This window comes from Hyphomicrobiales bacterium (assembly GCA_016710435.1).
Taxonomy (GTDB): Bacteria; Pseudomonadota; Alphaproteobacteria; order Rhizobiales; family Aestuariivirgaceae; genus Aestuariivirga.
This window is the reverse complement of record JADJVV010000001.1, coordinates 322,191-341,385: the sequence shown is the minus strand read 5'-3', so window position 1 is coordinate 341,385 and position 19,195 is coordinate 322,191. Positions and strand designations below refer to the sequence as shown.

Sequence of the window (19,195 nt, the reverse complement as noted above, 5' to 3'; positions counted from 1 at the left end):
GTCGCCTCAGAAACTCCACTCCTTGGCCTTCGACACGAGGAAGTCCCTGAAGGCGGTGACGCGCTTGGTTTCCTTCAGTTCCTCGGGATAGACGAAGTACGTGTCGTATTCCGGCGTGTCGATGGGCAGGTCGATCTGCACGAGGTTCATGTCCGGGGCGACCAGATAGTCGGCGAGGATGGCGATGCCCGCACCTGATTGCGCCGCACGGCGCAGGCCGTAGGCGCTGTTGACGCGGAGCGCCACCGGACGCGGATCGCCCTCGGCGCGGCCTGCCATCTGCAACATCGTCAGATTGTTGAGATAGGTTGCCGAGGTGCCGAAGATCAGGATCTTGTGCTTGTCGAGATCCTCCGCCGCTTTCGGGATGCCGTGCTTCTTGATGTAATCCACCGAGGCATAGACGTGGTGGTGCACGGTGAAGAGCTTGCGCTGGATGAGATCGGGCTGTGTCGGTCTGCGCAGGCGGATTGCCACGTCGGCCTCGCGCATGGACAGGTCGAGTTCCTGGTCTTCCAGCAGCAACTGCACCTGGATATCCGGGTAGAGTTCCATGAACTCCTTGATGCGCGGCGTGAGCCAGATGGAGCCCAGGCCCACCGTTGTGGTGATGCGCAATTCGCCCGATGGTTTTTCCTTCGAGTCCATGAGCCGCGTCTTTGCCGCGGCGAGTTTGGTGAACACGTCGTGGGCCGTGCGGTACAAGACCTCGCCTTGTTCGGTGAGGATGAGGCCGCGCGCGTGGCGGTGGAAGAGAGGCACGTTCAGGTCTTCCTCCAGCGCGCTGATCTGGCGGCTGACGGCGGACTGCGAGAGGTTCAGTTCGTGACCGGCATGCGTGAAGCTGCCTGCGTCGGCCACGGCGTGAAAGATGCGGAGCTTGTCCCAGTCCATGCCTTACTCCGCTGCCTGCTTGTGGGCGGTGGCCTGCGCATGCAGGTAGCGCTCCGCTTCCAGTGCTGCCATGCAGCCCATGCCCGCCGCTGTGACAGCCTGGCGATAAACGTCGTCAGTCACGTCGCCTGCCGCGAAGACGCCGGGAATGTCGGTCTGCGTGGACCACGGCTTGGTGACGAGATAGGCGCCATTCTTGAAGGGCAGTTGCCCGACAAAGAGATCGGTTGCGGGTTTGTGGCCGATGGCGATGAACACGCCGTCGGTTTCCACCACTTCGGTTGCGCCGGACTTGACGTTCTTCAGGCGCACGGAAGTGACGCCCTTCGGTTCGCTGGTGCCCAGCACTTCATCAAGCGCGGTATCCCACTTCACCTTGATCTTCGGGTGATTGAAGAGGCGCTCCTGCAGGATGCGCTCGGCCTTGAATTCGTTGCGGCGGTGCACGACCGTGACTTCGCTGGCGAAGTTGGTGAGGAAGAGTGCTTCTTCCACTGCCGAATTGCCGCCGCCCACCACGATCACTTTCCTGTTGCGATAGAAGAAGCCGTCGCAGGTGGCGCAGGCCGATACGCCGAAGCCCTGGAACTGCTGCTCGCTCGGCAGGCCCAACCACTTCGCTTGTGCGCCGGTGCAGATGATCAGTGCATCACAGGTGTATTCCTGGCCGGAGTCACCCTTCAACCAGACGGGGCGATTTTGCAGCTTCACTTCCACGATGGTGTCCGAGATGACCTCGGTGCCCACATGTTCGGCCTGGGCCTTCATCTCTTCCATCAGCCACGGACCCTGGATGGCCTTGGCAAAGCCGGGATAGTTTTCAACATCGGTGGTGATGGTGAGTTGCCCGCCGGGCTGGATGCCTTGAATGACGAGCGGCTTGAGCATGGCGCGCGCGGCATAGATCGCAGCCGTATAACCGGCGGGGCCGGAGCCGAGGATCAAGACCGGGACGTGGCGGGGCGTCATGCTGAATTCCAATGCAATTGAGATGAAAACCGTCAGGTATGAATATTTAGCATAGCTCAAATGGGACGCCTCGCAAGGGGGCGCAAGGCCCGGCTGTGGAGTTCTTTCGCCCCAGGATTGCTGCCAGGCCATCCTTTCACGCAATGGTTATGCCCGGTTGGACCTTGGATTCCCGGCCAGCGAAAGGCGTCCACCTAAACGCGAGATGAACGGGGCATTCAGGGTGGGTTCCGGGGCGGGGGGTCATACAGGGGTCAAGTTCAACGCTGACAACCCGGAGAGAAACAATGACCCGCCCCCGCCACCTGATCATGACCGCCGCGCTCGCCGTTGCGTTCCTGTCGGCGGGAGCCTTCGCGCAGGACCACGCGCCCGTGCAGCTTGCTGCCACCGCGCCCGCGCCTTTGCATCTCACCGTCATCAGCAAGTCCGAGACACAGGGTTTCGCCTCTTGATGGGGGCGAAATACAGCGGGAGCGGGCTGGCCCTTCACGCCCCCTCTGGGTTGGTCCGCCCCCGCTGTACTTCTTCATCACCGGAGTGACTGGCCATGGGCCGCTTCATCATCAGCCTCGTGCTTCTTGCTGCCGCACCCTCGCTCGCCGGGGCCGCCACGCGCAGCTACTCGCTGCCCACCGACCGGGGGCAGGCGATCTCGGATTGCCTCGCGGACGGACGAAGCTGCGGCAAGGCCGCGGCCGACCAATTCTGCCGCATGGCGGGCTTCACGGAATCGATTCTCTTCTCGCGCCAGCCCGTGAATTCCGCGCTGGCCCTCGACGGCGCGCGCCGCTGTGACGGCGAAAGCTGCGAGGCCTTCACCCGCATCAAGTGCTATACGCCGGATGATTCCGAACAGGCGAGCGCCGGGTAGTCCCGCTTCAGGTCACGTCCGGCATCTTGTTGCGCGCCCATGCAGGCTTGAGCGCGGGGGTGGCGGCCACTTCCTCGTAGAGTCGTTTCAGCTTGGGGTGGCGGGCGAAGAGGCCCGGTACATCATCTGACCACGAGAGCAGCATCGCCGCGTAAATATCGAGGGCCGTCATTCTGCTGCCCAGCACGAAGGGCCCGGCGCCCATGCCATCCGCCAGCACCTCGAAGTCTCGCTCAAGGTCGGTGGCGGCCTTCACGCGAATGGCGGGGGCGTGGGCGGGATCGGTGGAATAGCGCTCGGGATAATAGAGACGGAGGTCGGTCGCGTAGGGAGCGGCAGCGAGATAGACCATCCAGCGGAGGTATTGCGCCCGGTCCGGTGCCGAGAGGACGGGGGCGAGACCCGCTTCCGCATGCGCATCTCCAAGATACAGCATCATCGCCGCGCTTTCGGTCATGATGCTGCCATCCGGTAGCCTCAGGGTCGGCACTTCGCCGCGCGGGTTGAGGCGAAGATACCAGTCGGGAGAACTGCCATCCGGAGTCTTGACCACATCCACCACCTCGTGCGGCAGGCCGAGGACGGCCAGCAGGGCTTCCACGGCGGCGGATCCCGCGCCTGGGCGGGCATAAAGGATGTAGAACATGTCTCCCCCGGATTGCAGAAAATTTCGTGTGCAACGGCAGGGAAGACTCTTGCCGGACTCAAACTGCAAATTCAATATGCCTCCATAACGGGCTCTTTTTCGAAGGACACGTCCATGAACCTGTTGCGTATTCTGGCCCTGGCGGCCGCCCTTGTCGGACTGACCAACCCGTCTTTCGCCGGGAAGTGCGCGGCAGAAGGGTTTGTGACCAGTGCCGGCACTGCCTTCATGTCGGCGGCGGCGGCAGGATCGCCCCAGGCCTTCACGCGGGCCGCGTCGCGCTATGCCGATCTCCGCTCCATCGCACTCTTTGCACTGGGGCCGCACCGCAAGTCCCTGCCCAAGGCGCGGGAAGCGGAATTTATTGCGCTGTCGAAGGCCTACATGGGCCGCTTCCTGTCGAAACACGCTTCCAAATTTGCAGGCTCCGGCGTGAAGGTGATCAGCTGTTCAGGCAACACCGTGAATGCCAGCATCGGCGGTGGCAGGAAGCTGATTTTCCGGCTGTCCGGCGGCCGTCACGGCTATCGTGTGCAGGATGTGAACGCAGCCTCCATCTGGCTTGCCGGGCAGATGCGCTCGACGTTCGTGGGCGTGCTGAACCGCAATCACGGCGACATCAACGCACTCATCGCCTATTTGCGGTCCTGATCACTTCACCGCAAGGATGAAGAGGCGCGGGAAGGGGAAGAGCAGCAGTCCATCATCCATCACGGGATAATGGGGGGCGATCGCCTTGGTGTAGTCCGCGAGATAGGCCGTGCGTTCCGCCGGCGTGAGTGGATCGAGATAGGGCCGCAATCCGGTCGACGACAGCATGTCGATGATGCCCTGATGCCCCTTCAGCAGGTGATGATAGGACGTGCGCCAGATATCGAGATGGGTGCAGAGCGGACGCAAGATCTGGTGATAGCCCTGGGCTGAGAGAATGGGCGTGCGGGCCTTGACCGATTTCGTGAGCTTTGCCGCGTAGGCCGGTTTCGCCGCCGTCTTGGCCATGTGAACATGGCTGGGCTCATTGAGGTTGTCCGGCATCTGGATGGCCAGCATGGCGCCGGGTTTCAGGGCGGAGAGAATGCGGGCGATATGACGGGGGTGTTCCGGCACCCACTGGAAAAGCGCGTTGGAAAATACCAGGTCTGCCTCGGGGTTGGGTTGCCAGAGGCTCGCGTCACCGGTGATGAAGCGCGCCTTCGGCACCGCCGCCTTGGCCTTGGCGATCATGGCGTGAGACGAATCGAGGCCGGTCAGGATGGCGTCCGGAAAGGCATCGGCCAACAGTCTGGTAGAGTTCCCGGGGCCGCAGCCGACGTCGTGGATGAGCCGGGGATGGCGGTTGGGAAGACGTGCAATCAGGTCCAGTGCCGGGCGGGCGCGCTCGTTGGCAAAGGAGAGATATTGCTCGGGGTTCCAGTCGGACATGGCACGGCTCATCGCCCCTTCATGATGTCAGGTGGATTTCAGTACACCTGACAGGTGGAACCTTCCAGCGGCGACAATTGCCAGATGGCATGGGCAAGCCCCACGAAAAGGAAGAAGCACAGGGCGGTCCGGAACATGGTCACCTCCATAGGGCTACGGGCATCCTAGAGATGGCCGCGGATCAGGAAAACGCGGCCAAACGCCCATGCATCCGGGGCTGGCGGTGGTTTATCCCACGCCAGCCGATGTGGCTTGGAATCGTGGGAACCTTCCTGTAGGAAACCCGAAATTCAGGGTTCCCCATGCCAAAGCGTACTGACCTCAAGTCCATCCTCATCATCGGGGCTGGGCCGATCATCATCGGCCAAGCCTGCGAATTCGATTACTCCGGCACACAAGCCTGCAAGGCGCTGAAGGAGGAAGGCTACCGCGTCATCCTCGTCAATTCCAATCCGGCCACGATCATGACCGACCCGGACCTGGCGGATGCGACCTACGTGGAACCGATCACGCCGGAAGTGGTGGCCAAGATCATCGAGAAGGAACGCCCTGACGCCATTCTCCCGACCATGGGCGGGCAGACGGCGCTGAACACGGCGCTGTCACTCAACAAGATGGGTGTGCTGGAGAAGTTCAACGTCGAACTGATCGGCGCGAAGGCCGATGCCATCGACAAGGCCGAGGACCGCGAACTGTTCCGCGACGCCATGAGCAAGATCGGGCTGGAATCGCCGCGCTCCATGCTGGCCAACGCGTCGGCCCTGAAGGAAGCGGACCGCGACCAGCATGCCGCCGAAGTGAAGCGCCTCGCCGGCGATGCGGAAGGCCTCGCCGCCTTTGAAAAGAGCTGGGCCGCGGTGAAGCGGACCGGCAGAAGAAATACCGCGACCGCGCCCTCGTCGAAGCCTTCGAGGCCATGCTGGCGATCGGGCTTCCCTGCATCATCCGTCCCTCCTTCACGCTGGGCGGCACGGGCGGTGGAATTGCCTATAACCGCGAGGAGTTCCTCGACATCGTGGAGAAGGGGCTTGATGCCTCGCCCACCTCGGAAGTGCTGATCGAAGAATCGGTGCTGGGGTGGAAGGAATATGAAATGGAAGTCGTCCGCGACAAGGCGGACAACTGCATCATCATCTGCTCGATCGAAAACATCGACCCGATGGGCGTGCACACGGGCGACTCGATCACGGTCGCTCCGGCGCTGACCTTGACCGACAAGGAATACCAGATCATGCGCAACGCCTCGATTGCGGTGCTGCGCGAGATCGGCATCGAGACGGGCGGTTCCAACGTGCAGTTCGCGGTCAATCCGGCTGATGGCCGATTGGTCGTCATCGAGATGAACCCGCGCGTGTCGCGCTCCTCGGCGCTGGCCTCCAAGGCGACGGGCTTCCCGATTGCCAAGGTCGCGGCGAAACTCGCCATCGGCTACACGCTCGATGAACTGGCCAACGACATCACCGGTGGCGCGACGCCTGCGAGCTTCGAGCCCAGCATCGATTACGTGGTGACGAAGATCCCGCGTTTCGCCTTCGAGAAGTTCCCCGCCGCCGACCCGCACCTGACGACGGCGATGAAATCTGTCGGTGAAGTGATGGCCATCGGCCGCACCTTCCAGGAAAGTTTCCAGAAGGCCTTGCGCGGCCTCGAGACGGGACTGTCCGGACTTGATGAAGTGGTGATCCCCGGCCTCGGCGAGGGTGACGACATGGCGGCGATCCGCGCTGCTCTCGGACAGCCGACGCCAGACCGCTTGCTGAAGATCGCGCAGGCCCTGCGCCTTGGCGCAACGGTCGAGCAGATCAACGCGTCATGCCATTACGAGCCTTGGTTCCTGCGCCAGATCGAAGAGCTTGTGCGGATGGAAGAAACCATCCGGAACAAGGGTTTGCCGCGCGATGCTGAGAACTTGCGCAAATTGAAGTCGATGGGTTTCTCGGACAGGCGGCTGGCGCAGCTGGTGAGGCTCACGGAAGCAAAAGTTGCGGCGCACCGGCGGAAGCTCGGCGTGCGCCCGGTGTTCAAGCGCATCGATACCTGCGCCGCCGAATTCGCGTCGCCCACGGCCTACATGTACTCGTCCTATGAAACGGGCCTTGCCGGCGATGACGGCAACGAGGCGCATGTCTCCGACAAGAAGAAGGTGATGATCCTCGGTGGCGGCCCCAACCGCATCGGCCAGGGCATCGAGTTCGACTACTGCTGCTGCCATGCCTGCTTCGCCCTGCATGATGCGGGCTATGAGTCGATCATGGTGAACTGCAATCCGGAAACGGTTTCCACCGATTACGATACCTCCGACCGTCTCTACTTCGAGCCGCTGACAGCCGAGGACACGCTGGAGATCATTCATGCCGAACAGAAGCGCGGCACGCTGCATGGTGTGATCGTGCAGTTCGGCGGGCAGACGCCGCTGAAACTTGCCGGCGCGCTGGAAGAGGCGGGAGTGCCCATTCTCGGCACAACGCCCGATGCCATCGACCTGGCGGAAGACCGCGACCGCTTCGCCAAGCTCATCAAGAAGCTGAAGCTGCGCCAGCCGGAGAACGGCATCGCGCGCTCGGGGGTCGAGGCCAAGAAGATTGCCAAGAAGATCGGCTTCCCCGTGGTTATCCGCCCGTCCTACGTGCTGGGCGGACGTGCGATGGAAATCGTCCGCGACGACGCACAGCTGCAACGCTACATCACGGAAGCCGTGGTGGTGTCGGGCGACTCGCCGGTGCTGATCGACTCCTACCTGTCGAATGCCACGGAAGTCGATGTGGATGTGATCGCCGACGGCAAGGACGTGTTCGTGGCGGGCGTCATGGAACACATCGAGGAGGCGGGCATCCATTCGGGCGACTCCGCCTGTTCCCTGCCGCCCTATTCACTCAAGGCTTCCGTCATCGCGGAACTGGAAGCGCAGGCGAAGACCCTCGCCATTGCGCTCAAGGTCGTCGGCCTGATGAACGTACAGTTCGCGGTGAAGGATGACGTCGTCTACATTCTCGAAGTGAACCCGCGCGCCTCGCGCACCGTGCCCTTCGTCGCCAAGGTGATCGGCGAGCCGGTGGCAAAGATCGCGGCGCGCGTGATGGCGGGCGAGAAGCTCGGCAGTTTCAAGTTGAAGCAGCGCAAGCTCGGCCACGTGGCTGTCAAGGAAGCGGTGTTCCCCTTCAACCGTTTCCCGGGCGTGGACGTGCTGCTCGGACCGGAAATGCGCTCGACGGGCGAAGTGATCGGCCTCGACCGCACATTCGACATGGCCTACGCAAAGAGCCAGCTCGGCGCCGGCATGCGCATTCCGCTGGCGGGCACGGTGTTCGTGTCAGTGAAGGAAGCGGACAAGGCGCGCATCCTGCCTGCGATCAAGACTCTCGCCGCGCTGGGCTTCACCATCCGCGCCACGGGTGGCACGCACAGCTATCTCGAGAGCAAGGGTGTGGCCACGACCAAGATCAACAAGGTGCAGGAGGGGCGGCCGCATGTGGTGGACGCCATCAAGAACGGCGACATTCACCTGGTGCTGAACACGACGGAGAGCAAGTCATCCGAGTCGGACTCGAAGTCGATCCGGCAGACGGCCGTCATGCAGAAAGTGCCTTACTACACCACGCTGCCGGGCATCCTCTCCGTCACCAAGGCCATTGCCGCGCAGAATGCTGACACCATCACGGTGAAGCCGTTGCAGGACTATTTCGCATAACCGTCCCATTCATCCGCGAGGAACTGACGATGACCATCGCCCTGAAGACGACTACGCTTTCACGCTCCGGCCTTGCCGTTCCGGCCCTGTGCTTCGGCACGTCCGGTCTTGGCAGCATGCCCGATACCTACGGCTATGCGGTGGATGATGCGCGCGCCCGCGCGACGCTCGATGCCATTCTCGACGGTCCGGTGAATTTCATCGATACCTCGCGCAACTATGGCATGGGCCGCAGCGAGCAGCGGATCGGCGAGGCGCTGAAGGCGCGGGGCGGCTTGCCCAAGGGCTTCATCGTTTCGACCAAACTTGACCGCGATGCGGACAACCGCTTCGACGGTGCGCAGGCGCGGCGCTCGCTCGAGGAAAGCCTGAAGGCGCTTGGGCTCGCTTCCATCGACATGCTGCATCTGCACGACCCCGAATATGCCTCCGACCTTTCGGACGTGACGAAGAAGGGCGGTGCCATCGAAGCGCTGATGAAGATGAAGGAAGAGGGGCTGTGCCGCGCGATCGGCCTTGCGGCTGGCCGCACCGACATCATGATGCCGCTGCTGCGCGATTATGATTTCGACATGCTCATCAGCCACAACCGCTACACGCTGCTGAACCAGCACGCCGTTCCGATGTTCGAACTGGCGAAGGCGCGCAACGTGGCGGTGATCAATGCAGCGCCCTATGCCAGTGGCATCCTCGCCAAGGGCGCATCCAGGCAACCGCTCTATTCCTACATGCCCGCGAGCGACGACATCAAGTCGCGCGCTGACGGGATTGAGCATCTCTGCGCGAAGTACGGCGTCCCGATGGGTGCGGCGGCACTTCAGTTCTCGCTGCGCTCGCCCCATGTTGCGTCCACCATCATCGGCGTGACCTCGCCCGAACGGGTGAAGCAGACGATGGACTGGGCCGCCCACGCCATTCCCGATGCGCTGTGGAAAGATCTGGCCGCGCTGCCCGTGGACATGGGCGATCCGGAAGCGACGCGCGTCTACAAACTGGGGTGAGGCCGGACGCCGCGTCTCCCGTCTGACGCGAACGTCGCGATATGCCGGCGCAACCGGCGTATCTCGTTACCACACGCAGCGACCTCTTGCAAAATCACCAGGGATGGGCCACATTGGGGAATACCCGGCGGGCCGAAATGCCCTTCAGCCGGGTGTTTTCTTGTTCAGGTTGCCCCTTGATGCCCGGATTTTCCGGGCCGGGTGAACCCTGCCGGATGGAAGTACGACGATGGAAAAAGTGCCAATGACCGCCGATGGCTACAGCGCCCTGATCGATGAGGTGAAAATCCTCAAGACGGTGGAGCGCCCGCGAATCATTCGTGCCATCGAGGAGGCGCGCGCCCATGGCGATCTCTCGGAAAATGCCGAGTATCATGCCGCCAAGGAAGCCCAGGGCTGGAACGAAGCCCGTGTGGCCGAGCTGGAAGACAAGATCAGCCGTGCCGACGTGATCGACGTCTCGAAACTTTCCGGTGACACGGTGAAGTTCGGCGCCAAGGTCACGCTCATCGATGAGGATACCGAGGCCAAGGTCATGTACCAGATCGTGGGCGACGCCGAGGCGGACGTGAAGAAGGGCCGGATCTCGATTTCGTCCCCCATTGCGCGCGCCATCATCGGCAAGCGCCAAGGCGACAGCGTCGAAGTGGCCACCCCCGGCGGCGGCAAATCCTACGAAATCGACAAGGTGGCGTGGGGCTGAGGGCTCACGCCTGCTTGCCCGCCACGTTGACTTATATCAAGGCAGTCCCCGCCGTCCCTGACGCATGAATGGCCATCCCGCATTTCCGGAGGCTGGTTCATGAAGAAGATTCTCTGTGCAACGGACGGTACGTCTCATGGTGAGAAGGCCGTGGCATTTGCAGCGCGAATGGCATCGCTGGAGAAGGTGCCGCTGGCGATCTGCACCGTGAACGTCATGTCGGGCGGCATTCGCAGTCCGGCCGCCTATGCGCATTCCGACCGGGAAATATCCAAGCTGCTGACCGACGCCGTGGCCATGGCGCAGAGCATCGGCGCCAAGGATGTGTCGGCCATCGAACTGGATGCGCGGGAAGTTGCGCAATCGATCGTCGCTTATGCCAACCGCGAGGGTTTTGACCACATTGTCACTGGCACGGGCGATCCGCGCGGCGTGAAGCGCCTGGTGCTGGGATCTGTCGCGGCAACCGTGGCCGCCTCGGCCGATTGCCCTGTGACGGTGGCACGGTAGTTCCAAAAATATCCGCCGAAGGCTGACCTCCTCAATCGCTTCGCGACAGCTCCCCCAACATGTTGGGAGGGGCGTGGGTCAAGTCAGTGCGTCAGTGCGCTTTTCAGGACCGGTGCATAGGTCTGTGCCAGGGCGTCCTGGCCGGTGGCGGAGAAATGGACGTTGGAGGGGAAGAAGGCTGCTGGCTTCTCCTTGATGGCGGCGGTGTAGGCCGGGGTTTCATCGGTGAAGACGTAGCCGATGCCAGTCGCCTCCTTCGCCAGCCAGTCGTGCTGGATGGTGTGAAGTGCTGTCATGGCAGGCGCGATGGCGGGATCGTTGAAATGGGTCGCCTCTCCGTAGGCCGTGTAGGCCGCGGGCACGAGCATCACCACAGGCACGAAATTGTTGGCGCGGGCCAATTCAACGAATTGCGTGAGGGCGGGCCTGCAGTTCTCCACCTGTGACGGATCGGCCTGCAGTTCGCGCGCGAGCGCCAGTTCATCAAGGTCGCCGTTGCGGATGTTGAAGGCCGCAGGCTTTCCCTCGACCGTTGCGGTGAAGCGGAAATCCTGTGCTGCGCTGCGCTTCAGGGATTTCACGATGGCGCTGCCGCCCGCGTAGATGAAATTCAGCGCGTAACTGTAGGCCATGGGATTGAAGGCGGAGGCGGGCCGTTCAACTTTCTTGCCTTCGCCCGTCGCCACATAGGCCTTGTGGAGCTTGCAATCGCGCACGTCGTTCGACTCGGCGTAGGCCATCACCACCATGCGGGGTTTCAGGGCCAGGCCAAAGGCGCGCAGCACCTCCACGTAGTCGTCGGGGCCTGTGCCGCCCACCGTCATGTTGTAGGTCTTGAGGTCCGTGGCCTTGCCCAGTTGCGCGGCAAATGTCTGGTCCGGCTTCACGCCCGTGCAGCTTGGCACGGAGCCGCCGAGCACGAGGATGTCGATGGGGGCTGCTTCGTAAGCACCGGCGGGATTGCAGAAGCCGTAGGCGTCGGAGGTTTGCACTTCGAGCGCACCTGCCTCGCGGTCCGCGGTATCGGCGGGCCAGAGATAGGTCGCGTTGGGCTCGAACAAGGCGAGGTCGCGGCCCTTGTCGGTGCGGTCTTCCGACTTGAAGATGCGATACTGCCGGGCGGTGGGCAGGCCGGTGGCGGCGGCGATGTCGGCGCGCAATCCTGAATCAAACTTGGCGAGGAACGGCAGGCTGATGAGGCCAGGTGCCAGGCGGAGCGCGATCTCGAAAAGACCGAGGCCGAACGCCAGCGTGACCAGCCACACCGTCAGCGTCTTGCCCCATTCGGATTGCCGTGCAGTGTTTGTCATCTCGGATGCTTTCAGATGCGGCGGGCGTAGCGTTGCGCGCCCCAGAGGATGAGCCCGGCAAGCAGGCCCCAGAAGGCTGCCCCGATGCCGAAGAGCGTGATGCCGGAAGCGGTGGTGAGGAAGGTCACCAGGGCGGCCTCGATCTCGCGCGGCTCCTTCATCATGGCGGAGATGCCGCCCATCAAGGGGCTGAACAGCGCCAGTCCGGCGATGGCCGTGACCAGTTCCTTGGGCAGCGCGCCGAGCATGGAGACGAAGGTGCCCGCGGCGAGGCCGAAGACCACATAAAGCACCGTGTACGGATAAATCATCTTCCAGCGCTGGGCGGGATCCGGGTGGGCATCGGGGCCTGCCACCAGCGAGGCGGTGATGGCCGCGAGATTGATGGCGTGGCTGCCGAAGGGGCGGAGAGGATCGAACCAATCCCCGTCACCAACAGGCAGGCGCTCACCGGCGGTGCGTAGCCATTGGCCCGCAACACGGCGAAGCCCGGAAGGTTCTGCGAAGCCATGGTGACAAGGTAAAGCGGAATGCCGAGGCTGATCAGCACCTGCGGATTCCATTCCGGCCAGTCGAAGGTGAGCGGCGTCACCGCCAGGGTGACTCCCTGGTCGAACGCACCCGTGAGGCCGGCGATGAGGAGGCCCAGCGCCACGATCACCGGAACCGCGTACATGGGCACCACGAAGCGCAACGCGAAAAAGGCGAGGATGAGCGGCATCACCAGTGCGGGCGATCCCAGCGCTGCCGTGGGCACGCCCAGCACATAGCGCAACAGCACCCCGGCCAGCATGGCGGCGGCAATGCTGGCGGGCATGCGCTCAATGGCGCGGGAGAGGGGGGTGATGAGTGCGGTCAGCACCGTCAGTGCGCCCGCCAGCACAAAGGCGCCGATGGCCTGCGGAAAGGTAATTCCGGCAGCGCTGGTTGCCAGCAGCACGGCACCCGGCGTGGACCAGGCCACCATGATCGGCATGCGGGCGCGAAAGGCGAGAATGAACGACGCGGCGGCCATGGCGAAACAGAGAATGGCGGCGACGGAGGCCTGCTGGGCCGGGTTGGCCCCCACGGCGCGCGCGCCTTCGATCACCACAAGGATGGTGGAGGCGAAGCCAACGATTACGGCGGCGGTGGCGGAGGAGATAAGCGATGGCCAGTGCCGTTCGGTAGTCACATCGCTCATGGCAGCGGCACCTCGGGTTCGTCTTTGGCAACATGGAGGATGAGCGAAGTCTTGACGCTCTCCACGTTGGGCGCCTTGGCCAGTGCTCCCATGACGAAAGCCTGGATCGATTGCAGGTCGCGGGCCACGCATTTCAATACGAAGTCGGCACCGCCCGAGACGGCATGGCATTCGCGCACAATGGGCCAGCCCCGGACGCGGCGCTCGAAGTCGGCGATTTCGCTTTGCGCCTGGCTCTTGAGACCGACGAGGGCGAACAGCTTCACCCCGTAGTCCAGCATCTCCGCATCCAACTGGGCACGATAGCCCTTGATGTAGCCGGCTTTCTCCAGTGCCTGCACGCGGCGCAGCGTGGGCGGTGGCGAGAGTCCGACCCGGGCGGCGAGATCGACATTGGTCATGCGGCCATCACGCTGCAGTTCACGCAGGATCTTCCAGTCAATGGTATCGAGCTTCGCCATGGGAGCGCTTCTATAGCAATAAAATTTCGCGTTGGAAGGGTGCTGCAAAAGAAAACCCCGGCTGTTGAAGCCGGGGTTGAGGGATCAGGCGGGGAGGGAGTCGATCACGTTTGCAGGGGATCGGGGAGTCGCCTGAGGGAGAAAAGGATGGAACCGGAGCCAGCTTGGGTCTGGCGAGGGGGCGGGTTGATCAGGCCTTAGGCCAAGCCCCGGTTCCAACATCCGCGCTGCCGTCCAGCGCCCGGATGCGTTTGAATGGGTTATTCGTCGGAACAATCCTCAACGGCGCATTCCTCGATTTCGAGCGCGCCATAGACCGGGAAAGCCTGGTTCTTCGCGATGATGGTGACATTGGCCGGGTTGCCAGTGCGCTCAGCCGGGGCGATTGAGGCGACGGCGGTGGCGGCGGAACCGATAACGGCGAGAACGAAGAGTGTGTAGCGGATCATGTGAACCTCCCTGGTTCGAGTATGGGAGGACCATAGCGGGGGCTTCAGGAACCCACGCTGAATGCCGCGTTCATCTGGCGTTTAGATTGGCACGGGGGAGGGGAATGATCTTTCCGCCGGTCTGGACGGGCCGGTCGAAGGCGTCCAGCCAATCCATGGCGGAGGCCTGCGGCAGGGCTGGCGCAAACAGATAGCCTTGCCCAACGGAAATGCCGAAGCTCTTGAGAAGCATGAGGGATTCGTGATCCTCGATGCCTTCGGCGACGATTTCCATGCCCAGTTCCTGGGCCAGGCTGGCGGTCGCCTTGATGACGGCGCGGCGGCGTTGGGCGTCGCAATTGTCATCGGCCAAGCCCTTCACGAATGTGCGGTCGAGCTTGAGCTGGTCCACGGGAAAACGGTGGATATGGCCGAGGGACGAGAATCCCGTGCCGAAATCATCCAGCGCGATGCGGGCGCCGGTGGCGCGCAGGCTGGTGATCATCCCGCCCACATCCTCATCCTGGCGGAAGAGCGCGGTTTCGGTGATTTCGAAGACGAGTGCGCGGGCAATGGCCGGGTTGGCGCGCAGCTTCAGCACCAGGTCCGCCACGAAGGCACCTGTCATCTGCTTGGGCGACAGGTTGATGGCGAGGTAGCGGCCACGGCCGGCGAGGTGGGCCTGTTCGGCTTCGGCGACGGCAAGGCCTTCCGCAGTGGTCCAGTTGGAGATGCCGCCGATCAGTCCGGTCTCTTCGGCGCAGCGGATGATATCGGTGGGCGACAAGACTCCATCATCGGTGCTTTCGAGACGCAGCAGCGCCTCCACGCCGATGGGCTTCAGCGTCTCCAGGTTCATGATGGGCTGGAAGTGGAAGGCAAACTGGTTGCGCTGCAGGGCCTCGCGGATGCGGCGGACGATGCGGTCACGGTTCACCACCTTGGCGGTGAGATCGTTGGAATAGCGGGTGATGCAATTCTTGCCGGCCTGTTTCGACTGGTACATGGCGAGGTCAGCAAGGCGCAGCACGTCATCACCGTCCAGGCTGTCGCTGACGTTGGCGATGCCGATCGATGCGCCGACTACGGCGCTGGCCTCGCCAAGGCGGAAGGGATTGGCAAAGGCATCGATGATGCGGCGGGCCACAAGATTGGCGTCGCTGGCCTGGCGCATGCCGTGGAGGACGATGGCAAACTCGTCGCCGCCGAGGCGCGCGAGGAAATCCTTGCGCGAGATGCTGCTGCGCAGACGCCCCGTGGCGGCGCGCAACAGCTGGTCGCCGGCTTCATGGCCGAGCGTGTCGTTCACGGACTTGAAGTTGTCGAGATCGATGAAGAGCAGGGCGGAGCCTGCGCGTTCCGCTTCCGAGATGGATTTCATCTGGAGCAGATGTTCGAAGAGGCCATTGCGGTTGGCGAGTCCGGTCAGATGGTCGGTCACGGCCTGGCGGCGGAGTTCCACCTGCGCTTCCTTCAGCCCGCTGATGTCGCTCAGAACGCAGAGCTTCGAAACATGGTGTGATTCAATGTCGGGAACGACAGCCAGCAACACGTCGCGGCGCGCACCGTTGCGGCACTTGAGCGAGAAAGGAATGTCGCGGAGCGCCTGTCGGCACTGACGACGGTCTTCTGCACCGCCTCGAAATCACCATCTGCGGGCACGCTGAGAAAATCGGCGAGAGGCGCGCCAATGATGTCTTCACGGCGATAGCCTGTTTCATCAAGCCAATGTCCGCTGGCGGTGATGATGGTGCCGTCGGCGTCAATCGAAAACATGAGGGCCGGCGTTTCATTGTAGATGTAGTCGAGGCGGCGGAGCGCTTCGGCATTGCGTTGCGCTTCATCCTCGATCTTTGACTGCATTTCGTTGAAGGCGAGAATGACGCTGCCCATTTCGTCATCGGGCGCTTCGCTGATGCGTGAGGGCTTGCCGAGCAGATGCGTGGTGCGGATGGCGTCCAGCAACGCATTCACCGGGCGGCCCACCGTGACGCGGAAGGAGAACCAGCTTGCCGCTGCCGCCACGCCGAGGCTGCCGAAGAGGGCAAGGAAGGTGAAAATCTGAAAATGCTGGCTGCGCTCTTCCAGCTCCGTGAGTGTGTAGCGGACGCGGAGCGATGCGCCGCGCGGCACCTGCAGCGGAATGTTCGCCATGGCATCGGCGCGGATGCCACGGCATCCCACGCGCACCGGCGCGGCCGCGAGGATCACATTGTTTGCATCATAGACCTGTGCGCAGGAGACGGCATTGTCCGCCAGCAACAGGCTGAGGACCGCGTCCTGCTGAACCTTGGCGTCGCCCGGGGGCAATTTGTTGAGCGCCGCTGCTGCGCGCGAGGCGATATTGCCGACGCGCGCAACCACGGAACTGCGTTCATCTCCGAACGTCACCACGCCCAGCAGGTAGAGGCCAAGCGAGGACGCAAGCAGGAACACCGGCAGCAACAGGCTGAGGAAGCGCCTGAGCAGTCGCGTTGTTCCGGCTGGTGCCTGGTTGACGTGGGTCACGATGGTCTCTGCAGATGCTTCCTCGGCTCGTCAGTTCGCCATGGATACGCGGTTGTCTGCCATCAGCTTTTCGAGCAACGGGTCGTGGCCCACGACAGACTGGAACACCACGAAGGTGCCGCCGTTCCGGGTGATGTAGAAGTCCGCCATGCTGGCCTTGCCTTCGCCATCGACGACTTCAGCGCACATCACATAGTCGTTCCCCAGCGCCATCACCTTGGGGTGGGCCTTCGTCGGGAAATATTGAACCGTCTTGCCGCTCTCGGCATCGACCGACAAAAGCGCACCATTCACCAGTGACGCGTCGATATAGGATTGCAGGGTGACTTGCAGGGCGAGCAGGTCGCCATCCTGCAAAGTCCCAGCCATGGCGGGCGGCGGCCAGGCGAGGGCGAGTGCTGCCGCGGGCAAGAGCGCAAGCATCGTTTTCTTCATGTGAGGAACTCCCAGATTGTCCGGTAACCGTGATAGGGCGTCAAAGGTTAACGGCAATTCAGTGGAGAATGCTCACGCGATTGCAGCCTTAAGGTTGTGTTAGCGTAAGCGTCACGGGTTGACGCAAATTCTCCTCCTTGCCCTTTGTCGAAACAAAAAACCCTGAACCGGAGGGGTTCAGGGTTTGGGGGCCGGGGTTCGGATCTGTTTGCAGGGGATCGGGGGCCGGCGGGAGAAAAGGGTGAACCGGGGTCAGCCTTGCGGCCTGGCGAGGGGGCGGGTGATTTCAGGCCATCAGGGCCGACCCCGGTTCATGGCTGCCGGCTCCCGTTACTGGGAAACCGGCGTAAACGGGTTATTCCTCCGAACAATCTTCGACCGCGCATTCTTCAAACACGAGCGGGCCGATCTGCGGGAAAGCCTGATTCTTCGCCACAACCGTGATGTTGTGGGGATTTGAGATTGCAACTCGCGGCGAGATGGCAGCGATTGCCGTGGCAGCTGAACCGGCGACGGCCATCACGAAAAGCATGTATCTGATCATATTGAACCTCCTTCCCGGTTGGATAAGCACTAAACTTGGAAACAGGTCTTATGGTTCCCGTGCGGAACCGGCGCTGAATGGCGCGTTCATCCGGCGTTCATCCCCCAGCACCCGGAAAGCGGGAAAAAGGCCGTGATTGTGACAGGAAACGGTGCTGTTCTCGGTGCTTCAGGAGTATGTTTCATGGCGAAGGACCTCAACTGGCTGTCGGCCAGCAAACTTGGCAAGGGATACGGGAAGCAGGACTTTTCGCCTGTTGATGTGGCGCGCGCCTGCCTGGCGCAGGTGCGGGCGCAGGAACCGCGGCTCAATGCCATGTCGTTGATCGACGAGACGATGACGCTGGCCATGGCCAACGCCTCCCACAAGCGCTGGAAGAAGGGAGAGCCTCTGTCGCCACTCGATGGTGTGCCCGTGCTGGTGAAGGACTTGCTGCTGGTGAAGGGCTGGCCCACGCTGCGCGGTTCAAAGACCGTGCCGCGCGACCAGCCGTGGGAAGATGATGCCCCATCCGTTGCCCGTCTGCGGGAAGCGGGTGCGGTTTTCATCGGCATGACCACCACGCCGGAATTCGGCTGGAAGGGCGTGACGGACGGGCCGCTCACCGGCATCACGCGCAATCCGTGGAACACTGACCTTACGCCTGGCGGTTCGTCTGGCGGTTCGGCGGCGGGACTGGCCGCGGGGTATGCGCCGCTCGCACTTGGCACCGATGGCGGAGGCTCCATCCGGATCCCGGCGGGCTTTACCGGCACCTTCGGCCACAAACCCTCCTTTGGCCGCGTGCCCGCCTGGCCGCTCTCGCCCTTCGGCACCGTTGCCCATGTCGGGCCCATGTCGCGGCGCGTGAAGGACTCTGCCCTGATGATGAACACGATCACGCGGCCTGACAGCCGCGACTGGTTCTCCTGCGCCTATGACGGAGCCGACTACACCAAGGGATTGGACAAGGGCGTGAAGGGCCTGCGCATCGCCTACAGCCCGCGCCTCGGCTATGTTGATGTGAATCCCGATATTGCGGCACTGGTGAAGCGGGCCGTGGATGTGCTCGCGGATCTCGGGGCCGAGATCAAGGAAGTCGATCCCGGATTTTCCGATCCGGCGGACTGTTTCCGGGTGATCTGGTTCTCGGGAGCGCGCAGCATCCTCGGTGCCCTGCCGCCCGAAAAGAAGGCGCTGCTTGATCCGGCACTGGCCGACGTGGTGGAGCAGGCGGCCTCGATCACCGTGCAGGACCTGTTCGATGCCAACCGGGCGCGCGGCCTGCTGGGCACGCACATGCGGCTGTTCATGGACAGGTATGATGCGCTGCTCACGCCGACGCTGCCCATCCCGGCCTTTGGTGCCGGCCTGTTGCAGCCCGCGGACCCAGATGCAAAGGGCAAGTGGGTGAACTGGACGCCTTTCACCTATCCCTTCAACTTGACGCAACAGCCGGCGGCGAGTGTGCCTTGCGGATTCACGGCGGCCGGCCTTCCTGCGGGCCTGCATGTGATCGGGCGCATGTTCGACGACAAGACGGTGCTGCGCATCTCGGAAGCCTTCGAACAGGCCACGGACTTCCACAAGGCACGGCCACAGGGATATTGACGGGGCTTCGTTTTTGCTGCGCCGCGCGG

At 62.9% G+C, this 19,195-nt stretch carries 18 protein-coding genes and 2 pseudogenes; 8 read left to right on the top strand and 12 right to left on the bottom strand.

All coding sequences use genetic code 11. The features are described 5' to 3' along the window. Positions 1 to 6: 6 nt before the first annotated feature. Together IPM06_01685 and trxB are read right to left on the bottom strand one after the other, a co-directional pair. On the bottom strand, positions 7 to 894 hold the full coding sequence (locus IPM06_01685) for a LysR family transcriptional regulator (protein MBK8769122.1): 888 nt from the start codon (positions 892 to 894) through the stop codon (positions 7 to 9). Positions 895 to 897: 3 nt separating this feature from the next. After that, positions 898 to 1,863: a thioredoxin-disulfide reductase gene (gene trxB, locus IPM06_01680; GenBank protein ID MBK8769121.1), complete on the bottom strand. Its 966-nt coding sequence runs from the start codon at positions 1,861 to 1,863 to the stop codon at positions 898 to 900. Between the two features lie 287 nt (positions 1,864 to 2,150). Between trxB and IPM06_01675 the strand changes: the two genes are divergently transcribed. Both IPM06_01675 and IPM06_01670 read left to right on the top strand, forming a co-directional pair. Next, positions 2,151 to 2,318, top strand: a complete 168-nt coding sequence (locus tag IPM06_01675; GenBank protein MBK8769120.1) for a hypothetical protein — start codon at positions 2,151 to 2,153, stop codon at positions 2,316 to 2,318. Between the two features lie 95 nt (positions 2,319 to 2,413). Further along, positions 2,414 to 2,737: a hypothetical protein gene (locus IPM06_01670; protein MBK8769119.1), complete on the top strand. Its 324-nt coding sequence runs from the start codon at positions 2,414 to 2,416 to the stop codon at positions 2,735 to 2,737. Positions 2,738 to 2,744: 7 nt separating this feature from the next. Here IPM06_01670 and IPM06_01665 read toward each other — a convergent pair whose 3' ends face one another. After that, entirely contained in the window at positions 2,745 to 3,383 is a 639-nt protein-coding gene (locus IPM06_01665) for a glutathione S-transferase family protein (protein ID MBK8769118.1), read from the bottom strand. Positions 3,384 to 3,497: 114 nt separating this feature from the next. On the opposite strand from IPM06_01665, the gene IPM06_01660 reads away from it, so the two are divergent. Then, the gene (locus IPM06_01660) at positions 3,498 to 4,034 is read left to right on the top strand and encodes an ABC transporter substrate-binding protein (protein MBK8769117.1); all 537 of its coding nucleotides are present in this window, start codon (positions 3,498 to 3,500) and stop codon (positions 4,032 to 4,034) included. On the opposite strand, the gene tam is transcribed toward IPM06_01660, so the two are convergent. Further along, complete coding sequence (gene tam / locus IPM06_01655; protein MBK8769116.1) at positions 4,035 to 4,805, bottom strand: trans-aconitate 2-methyltransferase; 771 nt, start codon at positions 4,803 to 4,805, stop codon at positions 4,035 to 4,037. It abuts the gene before it with no gap. 302 nt (positions 4,806 to 5,107) lie between these two features. On the opposite strand from tam, the pseudogene carB reads away from it, so the two are divergent. The 4 genes and pseudogenes from carB (at position 5,108) to IPM06_01635 (ending at position 10,707) form a co-directional block, all read left to right on the top strand. Then, a pseudogene (gene carB, locus IPM06_01650) lies at positions 5,108 to 8,493 on the top strand (carbamoyl-phosphate synthase large subunit). A gap of 29 nt (positions 8,494 to 8,522) precedes the next feature. Beyond that, entirely contained in the window at positions 8,523 to 9,494 is a 972-nt protein-coding gene (locus IPM06_01645; GenBank protein ID MBK8769115.1) for an aldo/keto reductase, read from the top strand. 229 nt (positions 9,495 to 9,723) lie between these two features. Next, the gene (gene greA, locus IPM06_01640) at positions 9,724 to 10,197 is read left to right on the top strand and encodes a transcription elongation factor GreA (protein MBK8769114.1); all 474 of its coding nucleotides are present in this window, start codon (positions 9,724 to 9,726) and stop codon (positions 10,195 to 10,197) included. Positions 10,198 to 10,296: 99 nt separating this feature from the next. Further along, the gene (locus IPM06_01635) at positions 10,297 to 10,707 is read left to right on the top strand and encodes a universal stress protein (protein ID MBK8769113.1); all 411 of its coding nucleotides are present in this window, start codon (positions 10,297 to 10,299) and stop codon (positions 10,705 to 10,707) included. Positions 10,708 to 10,790: 83 nt separating this feature from the next. Here IPM06_01635 and IPM06_01630 read toward each other — a convergent pair whose 3' ends face one another. From IPM06_01630 to IPM06_01595, 8 genes and pseudogenes are all read right to left on the bottom strand, one after another. Further along, a complete protein-coding gene (locus IPM06_01630) occupies positions 10,791 to 12,017 on the bottom strand; it encodes a hypothetical protein (protein MBK8769112.1) in 1,227 nt (408 codons plus the stop codon). A gap of 11 nt (positions 12,018 to 12,028) precedes the next feature. Further along, a pseudogene (gene benE / locus IPM06_01625) lies at positions 12,029 to 13,200 on the bottom strand (benzoate/H(+) symporter BenE family transporter). Beyond that, positions 13,197 to 13,661, bottom strand: coding sequence for an Lrp/AsnC family transcriptional regulator (locus IPM06_01620; GenBank protein MBK8769111.1), 465 nt, complete (start codon positions 13,659 to 13,661; stop codon positions 13,197 to 13,199). The pseudogene benE and the gene IPM06_01620 overlap by 4 nt, the downstream one beginning before the upstream one ends. Before the next feature lie 260 nt (positions 13,662 to 13,921). Then, positions 13,922 to 14,110: a hypothetical protein gene (locus IPM06_01615; protein ID MBK8769110.1), complete on the bottom strand. Its 189-nt coding sequence runs from the start codon at positions 14,108 to 14,110 to the stop codon at positions 13,922 to 13,924. Positions 14,111 to 14,180: 70 nt separating this feature from the next. Beyond that, complete coding sequence (locus IPM06_01610) at positions 14,181 to 15,641, bottom strand: EAL domain-containing protein (GenBank protein MBK8769109.1); 1,461 nt, start codon at positions 15,639 to 15,641, stop codon at positions 14,181 to 14,183. Next, on the bottom strand, positions 15,581 to 16,597 hold the full coding sequence (locus tag IPM06_01605) for a PAS domain S-box protein (protein ID MBK8769108.1): 1,017 nt from the start codon (positions 16,595 to 16,597) through the stop codon (positions 15,581 to 15,583). The genes IPM06_01610 and IPM06_01605 overlap by 61 nt, the downstream gene beginning before the upstream one ends. Before the next feature lie 30 nt (positions 16,598 to 16,627). Beyond that, positions 16,628 to 17,032 (bottom strand): hypothetical protein, encoded by a 405-nt coding sequence (locus IPM06_01600; protein MBK8769107.1) that lies wholly within the window; start codon positions 17,030 to 17,032, stop codon positions 16,628 to 16,630. A 355-nt stretch (positions 17,033 to 17,387) separates the two neighbouring features. Continuing rightward, the gene (locus tag IPM06_01595; GenBank protein MBK8769106.1) at positions 17,388 to 17,576 is read right to left on the bottom strand and encodes a hypothetical protein; all 189 of its coding nucleotides are present in this window, start codon (positions 17,574 to 17,576) and stop codon (positions 17,388 to 17,390) included. Between the two features lie 183 nt (positions 17,577 to 17,759). Here IPM06_01595 and IPM06_01590 point away from each other — a divergent pair, with 183 nt between their 5' ends. Then, positions 17,760 to 19,166: an amidase gene (locus IPM06_01590; protein ID MBK8769105.1), complete on the top strand. Its 1,407-nt coding sequence runs from the start codon at positions 17,760 to 17,762 to the stop codon at positions 19,164 to 19,166. Positions 19,167 to 19,195: the final 29 nt, after the last annotated feature.